The following is a 14,876-nucleotide window of genomic DNA, read 5'->3' as shown; positions in this document are numbered from 1 at the left end:
CGAATCAATCCTGCCGGTAGCTCAGCATCCGATTCGACCGGGTGGTGACATACCCTAAGGTGGCGGAAATTGCCGGCACCAACAAGCCCAGCACCACTATCAGATACCAGTGGAGACTAAAATTCTCCACGGATCCCAGGCTCAGCACCTCACCGTTGATGTCCCGCTCGCTGAAATCCGTTTGCAGCAGCGCCACAATATGGCCCAGGATAATTGCTGGCCAGGTGCCCAAAATGGCGGTGATCGCCCCATGGTAGCCGCCGATCTGCCGCACCAGGCTCGTCGATGCTCCCAAGGCATACAACTGCTCGTTTTGGGCCCGTAATTGTGGGGCGGCCACGATGAGTACCAAACCCACAATCAGCAGGATCCCCACAAACAGCACCCACACATATATTGATTCATATGTTGAGTTTTCCACCGCAAGAACGTGAGCGTGATAATAGTGGTTGAAGGCATCGATCTGTTCGGTCATTTCCACCTGATCCGTCACCGTACCAGGCCGCTCCGTCATCACAACGTAACGATCAAACACCAGGTCGATGCCTAGTTTTTCTGCGGCCTGTGGGCTCACAACCCAGCCATGTAGCTGCTCCGGCAGGGCCGCCGTGAACGGCACCTCCTGCGTCTTCGTTTTCACCGGCCGCGATTCAGCTGTCACCTGATTCGGCGTGTCTTTCTCTACGCTAATCTTCCGCCGACCCGGTTCTGCAACGATAGCGGTGGTTCCCACGACCCCGCCGTCGTGAAGCACCTGGGTGGCCGAAGCCCGCTGCTCATCGGTGAGATTAAAGATCTGCAACACCTCCGGCCCGCCCACAACGATATCGGAGTCCTGCATCGCAAACGGGAGAAACAGGTGTGCGTCATCCATTCGCAAATACCGGCAATGCTTCGCCGCCTCGGGATCAGTATTCGCATCCTTGCCGTGATACGTATACGCCTTCGTTGTGGGCGACACCTGGCACTCATCCGCCAACGTCAATCGCATATGCGAGCCAGGCATTACCACCGGAAACTCCGTGGTTTTTCCTAGCCGGGCCGCAACCACATCGAACACCTCTCGTGACTGGTCCGAAGCGGCATGAGCCACCACATCCGCGTACGACGTGGTATTCATGGTAGGAGTCTTAAACGCCGATGCTGATCTTGCCCCCGAAATCCCCACCGCAAATGGGCTATAAATCTCCGATGAGAACTGCCGATCCTTATTGATCGTGTTCAGACTACCCAACTCCATAACGGTCAGGAAAAACACGCTGCCAATGATTGCCGCCACGATCGCCCCCGACCGTAACGCTTGTCGACGCACCTGCCGGCCCGCCAATTTCGCCCCCAATGGTTTACGAATCGCACCCGCCAGAAACACCAACGCAATAACGCTGGTAAACACCCCACCAGTTATTACAACCAGCAATAACAATGCAAGCACGGACCATATCAGGTCATATGTAGCCCCAGAGAACGTGTCGTGGTTCACGAAGCGGGTGATCGGATGCCCCAACCACTCCACCAGCAACACCACCAGCATCATTAACACCAACGCTGGGCCGGTCCACATCCAGCGCCGCCACCGCCGAATCCGATCCGGCTGCATACCAGCCACCCCGGCCATGATCTCCCCCTTGGCCGCAATGATTGCCGGAATAAACGCCGCAACCGTCGACCCCACAACCGCGATCGAAAACCCGATGGCTAACATGCCCGCATCCGTGATAAACGGCCATCCCGGATGTGCAATCTTCCAATGCCCCCAGCCCAGGATCGTGCCGAAAACAATACCGATGGTTGCCCCAATGGCCCCCGAAACCGTGCCGTATGCCATGACTGCCCATCGAATATGCCGACGGCTAGCCCCCTGGCTCCGCATTAACGCATACACTTTTGTTTGCCGAGACGTGGCCACCGCAAACACCGGGCTGATCGTCGCCAACATCAAACAGGCCAACAACAGGTAAAACGTCAACTCGACGATATATGAAGTAAGCTGCGCGATCATTGAATTATCCGTGCCGGGGGTTCGCATTGGATCTTGAGCGCTTTGAAATTCCGGATACCGGTCCGCCACCGGCACCGTTTCTGGATGGTTCCGAAACTTCTGGGTCGACACCACTAGGCCCACCTTATTGAGCGCCTTCACGTCATCCCACGACAGATCATCCTTACCGCTAAAAACCCATGTCACGTGCGCATTATTGGGCACATCCGTGGCCGGCAAAAACGTGGGGGCAATCACATAACTGCTGGAGTGAATATTATTTGGAATAATCTCCTTCACCGTTAACGTGGTGTCTGCCGCATTCAAGGTGATCCGGTCGTCCTCGCGGTTTGATGTGGCGGGATCGTTCGGTTTCCCCACGTCAGTGGCTCGAACCTTGTCCCCGATGCCCACCTTCAGCTGCTTCGCCGCCGATTCTGACAGCACCACGTCCCCCGGCTGAAGATTGGGGGAGCCTGGCAAGAGGTGCGCGCCGGGCAGCTGGGTAATGGTGCTCGACAGTGAATCAGTGGTTGCATCGGAGTGCAAGGCAACCGGCAGATCAACGAACATGCTGACGGTGAAGTTATTGCCCACGGCTTCGGCGATGCGATCTTGGGAGATGGTGGCGATAGGCCGTTCTGCGGTCGAATCTTTATTCGATTTTTCGCCTTGGTCCGCGACGCCACTGCGGGTCCCATTGGTACACCGGTAGGCGGAGGCGTCAACGCTTTGCTGGCATTCGCTGCCGAAGAACTGGGCGGAATTCTGTTGGAATGTGATCCCATAGAATTGCGACTCCGATGTCGTGTCCCCAATGAGGAATGCCGCATAGGTGGCGGGCAGGGCAATAAGCAGAATGGCCGCCAGGGAACGCAGCGGGTGGTGTTTCACATCCCGGAGCGTGGGACGGATGGCTGCTTTGAGGGAGCTCATGACGATACCTCGCTATACTTCTCGGGTGGTGATGCGGCCGTCACGGACGTGGATGACCCGGTCCGCCCAGCCGGCAAATCGTGGTTCATGGGTGACCAGTAGGCCGGCCGCACCCTGGTCGATACGGTCCCGGAGGATGCCGATTACTTCATCACCGGTGGCGGTGTCGAGCGCCCCGGTGGGTTCGTCGGCGAGCAGGAGCCGGCGGGGCCCAATGAGTGCGCGGGCGATGGCGACGCGCTGGGCCTGGCCGCCGGAAATCTCCTCGGGAAACCGATCGAACATGTCATCGAGTCCCACCTCGGCCAGGGCGGCATTGATGTCGTCCTTGAGCTTGGCGACGTTCGCACCGTCAAGCTCTAGCGGCAGGGCCACGTTTTCGCCAACGGTGAGAGTCGGCACCAGATTGAAGCGTTGGAAGACCACGCCGATATGTTGTCGGCGCAGCGCGGCGGCCCGCTTGTCGTTGAGTGTGGTGGCGGAAACACCGTCGATGAGGACCTCACCAGCGGTGGGGCGTTGCAGTAATCCCGCAACATTGAGCAGGGTGGATTTACCGGAGCCAGAGGGGCCCATGATGGCCACGAGCTCACCGGGCTGCACATGCATGCTCACGTGGTCGAGGGCGGTGACCGTGTGAGGCTCCCGGCCAAAAACGCAGGTGATGTCACGAAGTTCGAGCGGGTAGACCTCGGTGGGAGTGGTGTCGGGATTGGGGGAGGAAGTGGTCATGTTATTGTCCTTCCGGGGTGTCGGTGTGCGTGGGGGCGTCGAGGGCTTCCACCCGATCGAGCCAGCGGGCCTCGGCCTCAAGATCGTAGATGCGGCGTTCGATGGTGAGCCGGGCCGCGGTACGTTGCTGTGGCAGCTTACGATTTTGCCTATTGAGCTCTTTGAGCTGGGATAACACTGCCGACCGTTGGGTATCAAGCAGACTAATGAGATCCCAGTCCGGTCGGGTGGCGGCAATGGCTATCTTGGTCACCAGCTCATCCCGGTCGGTCATTGCCCGTATCACTGGCCGCTCCAGCCATTCGGTGAGCAATTCCTGGCCCGCGGAGGTGAGCTCGTATTGCTCAACCTGGTGGCCGGATGGGTTACGAACAGTACCTGCGCGGGCAATGAAGTTATTGCGCTCCAAGCGGCTCAGGGTCTGCGATACCTGGCCGATGTTGAGCGTTTGGGTGCCCTCGGTGAGCGCGATGAACTGCTGTTGCAGGGCGCTCGCGGTCTGCGGTTTTTCGGCAAGTAATGCCAGTAGTGCGTATTTGATTGCCATGAATATGTTCCTAGCGTATTAGTTACTCGGTAACTTACCAAGTAACTTACCGAGTAACTAACGGAATGTAAACCGGGGGTAGTGCTGGGACGGTATTCAATCTTTTTGTCACCAACATGTGTGCTATTGTCACCCCCATTATGTTTTCAATAGCATGTCAATAATCGTGATATAGGAAAAAGGTTGAGGAAAAGTGGATCCGATACTCATATGAATCATGGTTTTTCATCATAAAAAGCACATGATTGATACATATGCGGTTTCGGTTATATTAACTTTTGGCTTAGTTTTAGAAAAGGTTTTCTGAATTCCCGCGGCGAAAATGAGGCAAAATCCCAGGTGGCGTGGTGTTGAAACTGGTCAGTATTCGAACAAATTTCGCACCACACCCGGGGTGACTGGTGGCCCGAAGAGTCGGTGACGTTATGGCGTCGTCAAGCATAAACGACGTCACCAAGGGCGAATGGGCAAGCTGCTCGTATGTTGCCTGCTTGATGTCGATTTCTTGGGTAAGGTGGCGTTGAGGGGCGTGCCGGAAGGAGTTGAGGCGGCGTTAAGTTCTTTAAGGGTGTCGGTTATTAGCTCACATTAAACATATTCTTGTTTAGTAGCTCACGTAATAATCCGTGGTAAGGTGGGTAATAACGGGAAGTGGGGGTAGACAAAAGTCTACGAACCGAGTCTGTTTGAACAGTGGTGTATGACGGCGGAAGACGCAGGAAAAACGAAAAACCCACACGGGTGTTACCGCATGGGTGTTCCAGGAAGAAAACGAGGAGCTTTTCAGGCGCTACGAGAGGCTAATGCCATGCTCGTTGAACCAGGGCACCGGGTCGACAGCGGCATTGCCATCGGGGTGAATTTCAAAGTGTAGGTGCGGGCCGGTGGAGAAACCCCTGTTGCCCATGCCCGCAATCTTCTGACCGGCCTTGACGCGCTCGCCGACCTTAACGTCGAGGGTTTCCATGTGCCCATACACGCTCATGGAACCATCGTCATGCTTGATACGAATCCAGTTGCCGTAGCCGGAGGCGGGGCCGGAGTCGATCACTGTGCCGTCCATGACCGCCAGAATCGGGGTGCCTATAGCGTTCGCCAGGTCCACGCCCGCGTGCAGTGACCCCCAGCGCATGCCGTAACCAGAGGTCAAAATGCCATCGGTGGGCCGGGAAACACTAATCTTGGGCTTCCGGGCCTCCTCGTCGGCTTTAGCCAGGTCATTGGAGTATTGAACCGCTTTATTGAGTTGATCCTGCAGATTGCTGACCGGCTTAAATTCCGCGATATCAAGAATCTGCGGGGCGCCTTCCTCCGCATTGGGAGTGTCCTCGGCGGCTAAGCTGATCTCGGAAATCCCCGTGTCTGTGGTGTGGGCGATAGCCGCACCCGTAGCGCCTGCGGTCGACACCACACCTGTTGCCGCGGCAACGAATGCCACGCGCCCTTTGATAGGGTTTGTCTGCTTGCGATGCTTGCCATTAATGAGCGGTCGCCTGGTCTGCATTGAGGCCTACTTCCCTTAGTTCAAAGCTTATCCATCGTAGTTACCGGACCGGTGTGTTAACACCCATCTCGTTTTTGTAACCATCTTGTTATCTTCCGAGAGGTAACACTAGCCGCTTCTCCGATATCAAGCAAGCCGTAGCAATATTTCTATTTATTTTAGTTTAGTTTCGCATTTGTTCTACCTATGGTGAAATGGGTGGCTACTAGGAATAACTTTAACTTTCCCAGATGGGGGTAGTGGAGGTAATCTTTTTCGTCACTATGTAACAAAATTGTGCATTTTAAAACCGAGTCATGCCACGGAAATCACAGCATTCTCGCTAAGGTGTGGAGAATGAGCAAAAAGTCGAGCCCAGGTGCAGGACCTACCCGACGCCCCCGTCGTACCGGCAGCCGAGTGGATGCCGCCGGCGTGGGGCTAGCCACCCGATCCGTAGGGTCGACCCGATCCGCTCGATCCACTCGCTTTGCGCGGCCGGCCCGACCCAGCTCCCGGCCGAACTCCCGATCGGATTCCGGGGTGCGGAAAACCACCACCCGGCACGTGGAACCGGAAATCGAACCCGCTATACCCACGCTACGCACCAGGATCCGCACCTATCTGCCGGTCGCCCTCCTGCCGAACGGGGTTGCGGTTGCCTTCCTCATCGCCCTGGGGATTGCCGGAATCATGCTGGTCAACGCCCCCATGGCGACCCTACCCGCGGTGGTTGCCCAAAGTTGGCTCGCTCTCAACGCCGCCCCCATCATCATCCAGGGGCACCACTTTGGCATCATGCCGCTGCTGCTCACCGCCATTATCGTGGCTCTGGTGGCCCATCGGGTGCGGCGCGCGGTCAAGGATCGAGTCAGTATCGCCGACCTTGGGGTTATCACCATGGTAGTGCTGGTTGTGCCCAGCCTGCTCACCCTGATCGCCACCGCCATGCTTTACGACGCCGCCAAGGTGTTTCCCGTCACGCCCCCAGATATAGCCATGGCCCTGGGGAAGACCCTGTTGGTGCACCTCATCGCCCTGGTGTTGGGTATGGGGGTGCGCCTGTGGAAGGCCCTGGCGAAACGGTTCAACATTGCCGAATCCCTTGTCGACCAAGCCGTCAGCTCCCTGTGGTTGGTGGGATACACGCTGGTGGGGGCGGTGCTGGTGGGGATCGGGTCGCTGATCGTGCACGCGCAGCTCACCAGCGACATCATGAATACTTACACCACCTGGGGCAAGGTGGCGGTCGTTGCAGTAAGCCTCGGTTACCTGCCCAATGCCGCCATCGCCACCCTTGCAGTCACCGCCGGTTCCGAGGTGGCCATCGGTGTGGGCCTGATCTCGGTGTTTGGCGTCAACCTGGTGCCCCTGCCGCCCCTGCCTATGTTCGCGGCCGTGCCGCTTCAGGCGGACACCATGATGGCGCTGCTCCTGGCCGTGCCGGTTTGTACCACAGTGCTGGCCTTAATGAAGCGGGTTCCCCGGCTGATAGACGTGCCCGGTCTCGTGGTATTTGTCGCCCTCGACATTTTAGTACTCACCACCCTGACCTATGGGGAACTGGGGATATACGGTGAGGTAGGGCCGCGCATTCTACTGACCACCGGGCTGATGGCCTGCTGGGTGACGGTGGTGGGCCTCATCACTGCGATTGTGGGCAATTGGGTGCAGCGCCGCCTGGTGGCCGCCGCCGCGGCGGCGGAACGGGAAGCAGAACTTTTCGATGAGTTCAGCGCGCTTGCCATAAGCGAATCAGAGCTGGAGCCGCAAGCAGCGGAGTCGGCGGAACCGGAAGCCGAGGAGGCTCACGAGGAAGCCGAATCCGATGGTGATGCCGCAGCGGACTCCGATGGGGAAGCTGACGCGGGCCTAGAAGACGTGGACCCGGAAGACACAGATTCGGAAGACACGACCCCCGAGGACGCAGAAGAAGTGAAGCCGGATGGCGGCGCGGTAGCGGCTTCGAAAGGCACCGATGAAGACAGTTGGCCAGATGGTGCGTCGACGGCGGTCAAGGACGCTGCTGGCCCCGAAATATCAGCAGAAATAGAGACCGATGGCGAGTCAGACACAGATGTCGCGGCGGCTGGTGAGGTAGAACCGGGCGGTAAGAACCACTAAAGTAAGTGTTCGTGACACACACTCACCACACTGCATTGCGTATTGTTGTCTTGGCATCCGGGTCGGGGACCCTCTTGCAATCCATCCTGGATAACCAGGGGAAATATCAGGTTGTCGGGGTTGTTTCGGATGTGGAATGCCCCGCCCTGGATCGGGCCCGCCAGGCAGCCATCCCCGCAGAGTTGGTGGAGTTGGCCCGCGGCGCCGACCCGCAAGTTCGGGAGGAATGGAACGAACGCCTGGCGGAAGTCGTCGACAGGTTGCAGCCTGATGTGGTGGTGTCTGCCGGATTCATGAAGATTCTGGGGGCACCATTTTTGTTGCGCTTTGGTGGACGAACCATCAACACGCACCCGGCGCTGCTGCCAGCGTTCCCGGGGGCGCATGCGGTGCGGGACGCATTGGCATACGGGGTGAAAGTCACAGGCTCTACCGTGCATTTCGTCGATGCCGGGGTGGATACGGGGCCGATTATTGCGCAGGAACCGGTGGCGATCATGCCCGGGGAAAGCGAATCCGACCTGCACGAGCGTATTAAACAGGTTGAGCGCAAGCTTATTGTGAACGTTTTAAACTCCGCCACTGTTGCGGCGGATAATCGAGGAGAGGTTGATTTCGCCAATCATGAGTGATAGCAAAGATGCCGGTAATGGCGGCCAGAACGCGGGTCGAAAAACTATTCGCCGCGCATTAATTAGTGTTTACGATAAGACCGGGTTGGAGGATCTGGCCTGGGCGCTTTTCGACGCTAACGTGGAGATCGTTTCGACCGGCTCCACCGCCGCCCGCATTGCTGAGCTGGGCATTCCGGTGACCCCGGTGGACCAGCTCACGGGATTCCCCGAGTGCCTGGAGGGACGAGTGAAAACTCTGCATCCGCACGTGCATGCCGGGATTCTCGCCGACACCCGCAAACCGGATCATTGCGCACAATTGGCCGATTTGGGGGTGGCGCCATTCGAACTGGTGGTTGTGAACCTTTACCCCTTCTCCGAGACCGTGGCCTCCGGGGCGGACTTCGACGCCTGCGTGGAACAAATCGACATTGGCGGACCATCCATGGTGCGGGCCGCCGCCAAAAACCATCCCTCGGTGGCGGTCGTGGTCGACCCCGCCCGCTACGGGGATGTGGCCGCAGCACTGGCGGCCGGCGGTTTTACCCTAGCGGAACGAACCCACCTAGCGGTTGCGGCCTTCCAACACACCGCCGCCTACGATGTGGCCGTTGCAACCTGGTTGGGTGAGCAGCAGATCACACAGACTTTCGACGACAAGCCTGCCGGCTTCCCACAGTGGCGGGGCAACACATATGAATTGTCGCATGAATTGCGTTATGGGGAAAACCCCCACCAGGCCGCCGCCCTCTACGTGGGGCAGTCGGCAGCTGGCGCCGGGTTAGCCCAGGCCACACAATTGCACGGCAAGGAAATGAGCTACAACAACTACACCGACGCCGATGCCGCCTGGCGGGCCGCCTGGGATCACGACCGCCCCTGCGTCGCCATTATTAAACACGCCAACCCGTGCGGTATCGCGGTTTCCGAACAGTCCATTGCGGCCGCGCATCAGGCGGCCCACGCCTGCGACCCAGTTTCCGCCTACGGCGGGGTGATCGCCGCCAACCGGGAAGTGACCGTGGAGATGGCAAACCAGGTGGCCGGCATCTTCACCGAGGTCATCATCGCCCCCAGCTATGAGGAGGGGGCGGTGGCGGTGCTGTCGGCAAAGAAGAATCTTCGCGTATTGCAGGCCCCCCGGCCGGCCGAACAAAAATTTGAATCTCGGGAAATCTCTGGCGGCGTGCTGGTGCAGCAGCGCGACCTTTTGACCGCCGCCGGCGACAACCCGGACACCTGGAAGCTGGTGGCCGGGGCGGCCGCATCCCCGGAACTATTGCGGGAGCTGGAGTTTGCCTGGCGGGCCGTGCGGGCGGTCAAGTCCAATGCGATTCTGCTCGCCAAGGATGGCGCCACCGTGGGCGTGGGCATGGGGCAGGTCAACCGGGTGGATGCAGCCAAACTGGCAGTGGAGCGCGCCAACACGCTCGCGGGCGATGAGCAGCGGGCCGTGGGATCCGTGGCCGCCTCGGATGCATTTTTCCCATTCGCCGATGGGTTCGAAATCCTGGCAGCGGCGGGGGTGACGGCCGTGGTACAACCGGGCGGCTCCATCCGCGACGACGAGGTGATCGCCGCCGCGGAGAAAGCCGGAGTGACAATGTACCTGACTGGGGCGCGGCATTTCGCGCACTAACGGCCCCGATACCCACCGGCTGTCGCGGCCGGCACCGATTGTGGTGACCGTGTGGGGTACTGCTGCCGGTTTTTCGGCAGGTTTGTGGCCTGGCTTGGTGGCTGGGCTGGGAACCGGCCGGTCCCCAACAACACTGCCAGGAGCAGGCCAGGGAGGATCCAGCCGCTCCAGCCAAAAATCGTGAACTGGACCATGTCGGTGGGTTGGTCGCCGGTGAGCATCGGCACCGCAATGAGCACGGCGCTATTAGCACAGGTCAACACCGTGTGCGCCAGCACCGGCGGCCAGATAGAATCGCTATATAGTCGCAGCCACGCCAGCACACCCCCCACCACAATCCCCATGCCACAAATGGCAACAAGCGACACCCCCATGGAAATCCCATGGTAGAGATAGCCCAAATAGATCAGCGGCGAATAGCTTAACCCCCAAATAATACCGCTCACCACAATCGCCGGTACCCGCCTCAACGGTAGCAGATTGGGTAACAACCAACCTCGCCATCCCAACTCGGAGCCCACGGCAAGAATCAGGTATGGTAGCCACCCATAGGGTGAATAGGTGCTGGCCAATGCGGACTTCAACGCCGAGGTGAGCGCACTAGCGGTCACATCTAGAAGCCCAAAGGTGACCGCGAGATAAAGTGACCCAAACACAAAAACCATAAAACTTACCGGGGCAATAATGAGGCAGGCCAAGAATTTCAGCGGCGACGCCCACCCCAAAAACCCTAACGCGCGCAATTGGCGAATGTGGGTGACATACCGTTTCTCAACAATCCCCATGGTGGTAAGCGCTGCAATCCCCGGACTACACACCATGAGACACATGAGCGGCGCAAACCACGGGTTATGCAACCAGTCACTATTGGCCAGTAGCAGCGTCAACAACCAGGCGAGGGTAAAGGAAATCAGCAGAAAAGTCACGATGGCCTGGATATTCACTTTAGCCGGCATAATCAGTCTCTCGTTGGTTTGAGTTAGTTACTGCCCCACAAGAATAGCAACCATCACGGCGCGAAGCGGGGAGGCGTAGGGCTCGGCGTTGTGCGCAAGCCCGACAGCAATGCGGGCTGAGCCAAAAACCCGCAACCGCCCCCACTGGTGGGGACGGTTGCTAACCAAGACTCTTACGCGGTCTTGTCCCACCGGAATAGCACCGTGCTGAGCAGGCCAAACACTACGGTAAACCCGATAAGCACCAGCACCGACACCATCGGCAATGACGTACCCGTCCAGGCGGCCCGCACCAATTCGGTGATGTGATGCACCGGGGAGCATGCCATCGCGGTGCGCACACCTGCCGACAACCCCTCGGTGGGGAAGAATGCCCCAGAAGACATGATGAGAATAATCAGCAGCCCATTGCTGATGCCATTAGCCGCAGCCACACTGGGGTATACCGCGGCCAGCGTGTAACCGATCGCCAGCATCGTCACCAGCCCAAACACTAGGGATGCTATCAACAGCATGAGATGCTGGGGCATGCTGACGTGAAACACCACGAGCCCTACCACCAGGGTGAGAATCGCCCCCACAAACCCCAGCACAAAATTCACCGTAAGATCCGCCGCTACATAGGTTGATGCTTTCAGTGGGGTGACCCGCAACCGACTCAGCGCACCCGTGGACCGCAACATTAACTGGTTTTGTGGTACCAAGGCAATCCCCACCATGAGAATCGACATGATCGTCACACCAGGCAGCATGTTATCAACAAACCCACGTCCACCAAACTGCGGCTGCGGATCATTGCCGAAAATTCCCCCCAAAATCAACAGCAGCATGGGTGAGAACACAATGACGAAGAAAAACCCAATCGGTTCCCGCAATTGCGACTTGAAAAAAGCTTGAGTGAGATGACTATAGGCGGTCATGATTCTGCCTTACGCTTGTAATGAACGGCCGGTGAGATGAAGGAATACATCCTCCAACGTCGCCGGGTTGAGTGACATGTGTGCCGGTGAAACATGCTGGTCAGTAAGAACCTGCATGACATGAGGGGTGAAATCTCCCTTCCCAATGATGGTGACATCCTGCCCCTGAATATCCACCGAGGTAACCCCAGAGATTTTCTCCAGCGGGGCTAGTTGCACCGTCCCAGAAACCGAGAATTTCAGGGTCGAACCCTGGGTGAATTCGTCAATGAGTTCGTCTGGTGTTCCTTCCGCAATAATGTGCCCGGCATCCATGATGGCGATGCGGTCACACAGTGTCTGCGCCTCTTCCATGGAATGCGTCGTGAGAATAACCGTGCGGCCAGCAGCCTTCAAATCCCGCAAAATATCCCAAATCTTCAGGCGTGACTGGGGATCCAATGCTGACGTGAGCTCGTCAAAGAATAATAACTCCGGGTTATGGATGAGCGCGAGGGCAATGAACACCCGTTGCCGTTGCCCGCCCGAAAGCTTATCGACGAACGCCCCAGCCTTCGCCGCCAATCCCACCGACTCTAACACCGTCATGGGGTCCTGGGATTGTGGGTAAAACGACCCGAATGTGGTCAAGACCTCGATCACCTTCAGCCGGGGAATCACCCGAGCCTCTTGCAACTGTGTGCCGATCCGGGCCATGAGTTCCTGCCGGTCGCGCCGGGGATCCAGGCCTAACACTTTGACGGTGCCGCTGGTGGGGGCGTCAAGCCCTTGAAGCTGATGCAGCAGGGTAGTTTTGCCACAACCATTGGGGCCTAGGAGGCCAAAAATCTGGTGTGATTCGATGGTGAGATTGATGTGGTCATTGGCCTTGACCTTGGGGAAATATCGACTCGAATCCAAGCATTGGATGGCGGGAGGCATGGTTATCACTTCTTTTCCATGGTGGGGGGTTGGTTGGGGAGCAGAGAGTCAATCGCGGTGGTTGGCAGAATGGCGATTCCCTGGTCGATATCGGCCAGGAGGAGGAGTTTGTCGCCAGGCTGGTAGCCAAACAGATCGCGGGCTCCCTTGGGGATCACGATTTGGCCTTTGGGGCCGATGGTGACTGTTGCCGCGAACTTTCCTGGGGGCACTTGCTTATCCATGGTATTCTTTTTCCGTTCTTGTTGTACTTAGTAAGAAAAGTATAACTCTGTAGGATAATGGTTATCAACAAAATGTGAAGAACGCCACCTGGGAAACGTCGAAAAGCTAACATAAAACCATGACGCTCTATGTACCTGGACCAGCCATCCTCTTCGCCCCAGCCGGCCGCCCCGACATCATCCCCAAGGCCGCGGCCAAAGCCGACATGGTCATTCTCGACCTCGAAGACGGCGCCGGCGACATTGACCGCGACCAGGCCTACCGCAATATTCGCACCGCCAACCTCGACCCCCAGGCAACCATCGTGCGCATCGTCGGCCCCACCGACCCGAATTTTGCCGCTGACCTGGAATTTGTGCGCACCACGTCCTACACCACAGTCATGGTGCCCAAGGTGTACGCAGACCTACCCGCGGGCCTGGACGGGCTCAATATCATTGCCATGATCGAAACCCCCCAGGCCGTCGTCAACATTCATAAGATTGCCGAACATCCCCAGGTTGTGGCCCTATTTTGGGGTGCTGAAGACCTCACCATGGGGCTCGGCGGCACCCACTCCCGGCACCTGGCCGACGAACCCCGCACCGGCAGCTACCGAGACACCATGCGAGTGACCCGCGCGCTCATGCACATTCATGCGGCGGCCGCCGGCAAACTCACCATCGACGCCGTGTATGCCGACTTTCACGACCCCGACGGCCTCTATGCTGAAGCGCTCGACGCCGCCCGGTCCGGTTTTGCCGCCAGCGCCTGCATCCACCCCAAACAGGTCGATGTGATTCGACGCGCCTACCAGCCCGATGCCGAACAAATTGATTGGGCCCGCCGAGTCGTCGCGGAAGCGCAACACCACCCCGGGGCCTTCCAACTCGACGGGGAAATGGTCGACGCCCCCCTCATTTCCCAAGCTCACCGGGTATTAGACCGGGCAGAATCCCGCTAGGAATCCATATCGGCCAAAAGTTCCAAAGTGCGCTCCAGGCGATTCTCGGGCAGCGGCGCCCCCAAAACCGCGAGGGCGGCGTCGGCAAGCATGATAGCGAGCGACGGCAACCGGGTAGCACTGAGCGGTTCGGGCGCCACCCCATCATTTGGGCGCATCTCAATCACCGACAAAGCAATATGGAACGGCAAACCCGCGCGGGGATCATCTGGGCCCACAATCTTGGCGGCAATCGACCGAAACACCGCCTGCAACTGGGTGCGCTGCTGATGATATTCAGAAAACTCGGGGCTGCTGGCCACCGGCAATTGATACAGCCGCCCCACATTCCACCTGGTAGACAGCAGCAGCCGGCACTCCGCGGCCGTCAACGCCCACAACCTGAGCGGCGCCGGCACGTCAATCTCCTCAAACTTGGCCGCCAACGCAGTCGAAGGCGTGACCGTGGAGGTAAGCAGGGCCAAAAAAATCTCGGTTTTCGATGGGAAATGATAATACAGGCTAGCCTGGCGAATACCCACGGCATCAGCAATCTGATGAGTGGAGGTTGTGGCGAAACCCTGGGTGGTAAATAACTCGGCGGAGGCATCCAAAATCTCCTCCCGAGCCGTATTGCCGCGCCGACGGGAATTATTTTTCCGCGGCCTACCCACTGCACCAGCCATTGATTACCTGTCACTCCATTCCATTTCCCCAGGATCTGCGACACCCTGCCGGTAAAAAATCGCAGAGATAAACAACAATCATATACCCCTACCACCCCAGGCCGTTATCCCAGACGCCATCATAGCGACAGACCCCAGCGTGGCAGTGGCAGCAAGAACAGCAGGTGGCGGCTGCGGCGGGCACTATCGAAGG

Annotated in this window: 13 protein-coding genes; 4 read left to right on the top strand and 9 right to left on the bottom strand. The window is 58.3% G+C overall.

Features of this window, described 5'->3' with window-relative positions:
- Window positions 1-4: 4 nt before the first annotated feature.
- The 4 genes from HBA49_RS08415 to HBA49_RS08400 form a co-directional block, all read right to left on the bottom strand.
- The gene (locus HBA49_RS08415) at window positions 5-2,914 is read right to left on the bottom strand and encodes an FtsX-like permease family protein (protein ID WP_005527426.1); all 2,910 of its coding nucleotides are present in this window, start codon (window positions 2,912-2,914) and stop codon (window positions 5-7) included.
- Between the two features lie 12 nt (window positions 2,915-2,926).
- Window positions 2,927-3,646 (bottom strand): ABC transporter ATP-binding protein, encoded by a 720-nt coding sequence (locus HBA49_RS08410; protein WP_005527024.1) that lies wholly within the window; start codon window positions 3,644-3,646, stop codon window positions 2,927-2,929.
- A gap of 1 nt (window position 3,647) precedes the next feature.
- A complete protein-coding gene (locus tag HBA49_RS08405) occupies window positions 3,648-4,193 on the bottom strand; it encodes a PadR family transcriptional regulator (RefSeq protein ID WP_005527298.1) in 546 nt (181 codons plus the stop codon).
- Between the two features lie 790 nt (window positions 4,194-4,983).
- Window positions 4,984-5,697, bottom strand: a complete 714-nt coding sequence (locus HBA49_RS08400; protein WP_005523748.1) for a M23 family metallopeptidase — start codon at window positions 5,695-5,697, stop codon at window positions 4,984-4,986.
- A gap of 336 nt (window positions 5,698-6,033) precedes the next feature.
- On the opposite strand from HBA49_RS08400, the gene HBA49_RS08395 reads away from it, so the two are divergent.
- From HBA49_RS08395 to purH, 3 genes are read left to right on the top strand one after another with little or no spacing between them, the layout of a single operon-like run.
- Window positions 6,034-7,800 carry a cell division protein PerM gene (locus tag HBA49_RS08395; protein WP_005527417.1) on the top strand — a complete coding sequence of 589 codons (1,767 nt, stop codon included), beginning with the start codon at window positions 6,034-6,036 and terminating at the stop codon, window positions 7,798-7,800.
- Window positions 7,801-7,805: 5 nt separating this feature from the next.
- Window positions 7,806-8,432, top strand: coding sequence for a phosphoribosylglycinamide formyltransferase (purN, locus tag HBA49_RS08390; RefSeq protein WP_005527277.1), 627 nt, complete (start codon window positions 7,806-7,808; stop codon window positions 8,430-8,432).
- The gene (gene purH, locus HBA49_RS08385; RefSeq protein ID WP_005527198.1) at window positions 8,425-10,053 is read left to right on the top strand and encodes a bifunctional phosphoribosylaminoimidazolecarboxamide formyltransferase/IMP cyclohydrolase; all 1,629 of its coding nucleotides are present in this window, start codon (window positions 8,425-8,427) and stop codon (window positions 10,051-10,053) included. The genes purN and purH overlap by 8 nt, the downstream gene beginning before the upstream one ends.
- Here the strand turns inward: purH and HBA49_RS08380 are convergent.
- The 4 genes from HBA49_RS08380 to HBA49_RS08365 form a co-directional block, all read right to left on the bottom strand.
- Window positions 10,050-10,979, bottom strand: a complete 930-nt coding sequence (locus tag HBA49_RS08380) for a CPBP family intramembrane glutamic endopeptidase (protein WP_225865987.1) — start codon at window positions 10,977-10,979, stop codon at window positions 10,050-10,052. The genes purH and HBA49_RS08380 overlap by 4 nt on opposite strands.
- A gap of 203 nt (window positions 10,980-11,182) precedes the next feature.
- Complete coding sequence (locus HBA49_RS08375) at window positions 11,183-11,929, bottom strand: ABC transporter permease (RefSeq protein WP_005527112.1); 747 nt, start codon at window positions 11,927-11,929, stop codon at window positions 11,183-11,185.
- A gap of 9 nt (window positions 11,930-11,938) precedes the next feature.
- On the bottom strand, window positions 11,939-12,850 hold the full coding sequence (locus HBA49_RS08370; protein ID WP_040432354.1) for an ABC transporter ATP-binding protein: 912 nt from the start codon (window positions 12,848-12,850) through the stop codon (window positions 11,939-11,941).
- A gap of 5 nt (window positions 12,851-12,855) precedes the next feature.
- Window positions 12,856-13,074 carry an AbrB/MazE/SpoVT family DNA-binding domain-containing protein gene (locus tag HBA49_RS08365; RefSeq protein WP_005523739.1) on the bottom strand — a complete coding sequence of 73 codons (219 nt, stop codon included), beginning with the start codon at window positions 13,072-13,074 and terminating at the stop codon, window positions 12,856-12,858.
- Between the two features lie 119 nt (window positions 13,075-13,193).
- Between HBA49_RS08365 and HBA49_RS08360 the strand changes: the two genes are divergently transcribed.
- Complete coding sequence (locus HBA49_RS08360) at window positions 13,194-14,018, top strand: HpcH/HpaI aldolase/citrate lyase family protein (RefSeq protein WP_005527210.1); 825 nt, start codon at window positions 13,194-13,196, stop codon at window positions 14,016-14,018.
- On the opposite strand, the gene HBA49_RS08355 is transcribed toward HBA49_RS08360, so the two are convergent.
- A complete protein-coding gene (locus HBA49_RS08355; RefSeq protein ID WP_005527235.1) occupies window positions 14,015-14,683 on the bottom strand; it encodes a TetR/AcrR family transcriptional regulator in 669 nt (222 codons plus the stop codon). The two genes, HBA49_RS08360 and HBA49_RS08355, sit on opposite strands and share 4 nt — an antisense overlap.
- Window positions 14,684-14,876 lie beyond the last annotated feature (193 nt).

The organism is Corynebacterium matruchotii (genome assembly GCF_011612265.2).
GTDB classification, from domain to species: domain Bacteria; phylum Actinomycetota; class Actinomycetes; order Mycobacteriales; family Mycobacteriaceae; genus Corynebacterium; species Corynebacterium matruchotii.
Note: the sequence above shows the minus strand (reverse complement) of the source record. Positions and strands in the feature narration are given on the sequence as shown.

Bases quoted from the DNA above. Each gene is read 5' to 3' on its own strand.
- HBA49_RS08360 (WP_005527210.1), top strand. From the start codon at position 13,194: ATGACGCTCTATGTACCTGGACCAGCCATCCTCTTCGCCCCAGCCGGC.
- HBA49_RS08355 (WP_005527235.1), bottom strand. From the start codon at position 14,683: ATGGCTGGTGCAGTGGGTAGGCCGCGGAAAAATAATTCCCGTCGGCGC.
- HBA49_RS08365 (WP_005523739.1), bottom strand. From the start codon at position 13,074: ATGGATAAGCAAGTGCCCCCAGGAAAGTTCGCGGCAACAGTCACCATC.
- purH (WP_005527198.1), top strand. From the start codon at position 8,425: ATGAGTGATAGCAAAGATGCCGGTAATGGCGGCCAGAACGCGGGTCGA.
- HBA49_RS08405 (WP_005527298.1), bottom strand. From the start codon at position 4,193: ATGGCAATCAAATACGCACTACTGGCATTACTTGCCGAAAAACCGCAG.
- HBA49_RS08400 (WP_005523748.1), bottom strand. From the start codon at position 5,697: ATGCAGACCAGGCGACCGCTCATTAATGGCAAGCATCGCAAGCAGACA.
- HBA49_RS08395 (WP_005527417.1), top strand. From the start codon at position 6,034: ATGAGCAAAAAGTCGAGCCCAGGTGCAGGACCTACCCGACGCCCCCGT.
- HBA49_RS08410 (WP_005527024.1), bottom strand. From the start codon at position 3,646: ATGACCACTTCCTCCCCCAATCCCGACACCACTCCCACCGAGGTCTAC.
- HBA49_RS08375 (WP_005527112.1), bottom strand. From the start codon at position 11,929: ATGACCGCCTATAGTCATCTCACTCAAGCTTTTTTCAAGTCGCAATTG.
- HBA49_RS08415 (WP_005527426.1), bottom strand. From the start codon at position 2,914: ATGAGCTCCCTCAAAGCAGCCATCCGTCCCACGCTCCGGGATGTGAAA.
- HBA49_RS08370 (WP_040432354.1), bottom strand. From the start codon at position 12,850: ATGCCTCCCGCCATCCAATGCTTGGATTCGAGTCGATATTTCCCCAAG.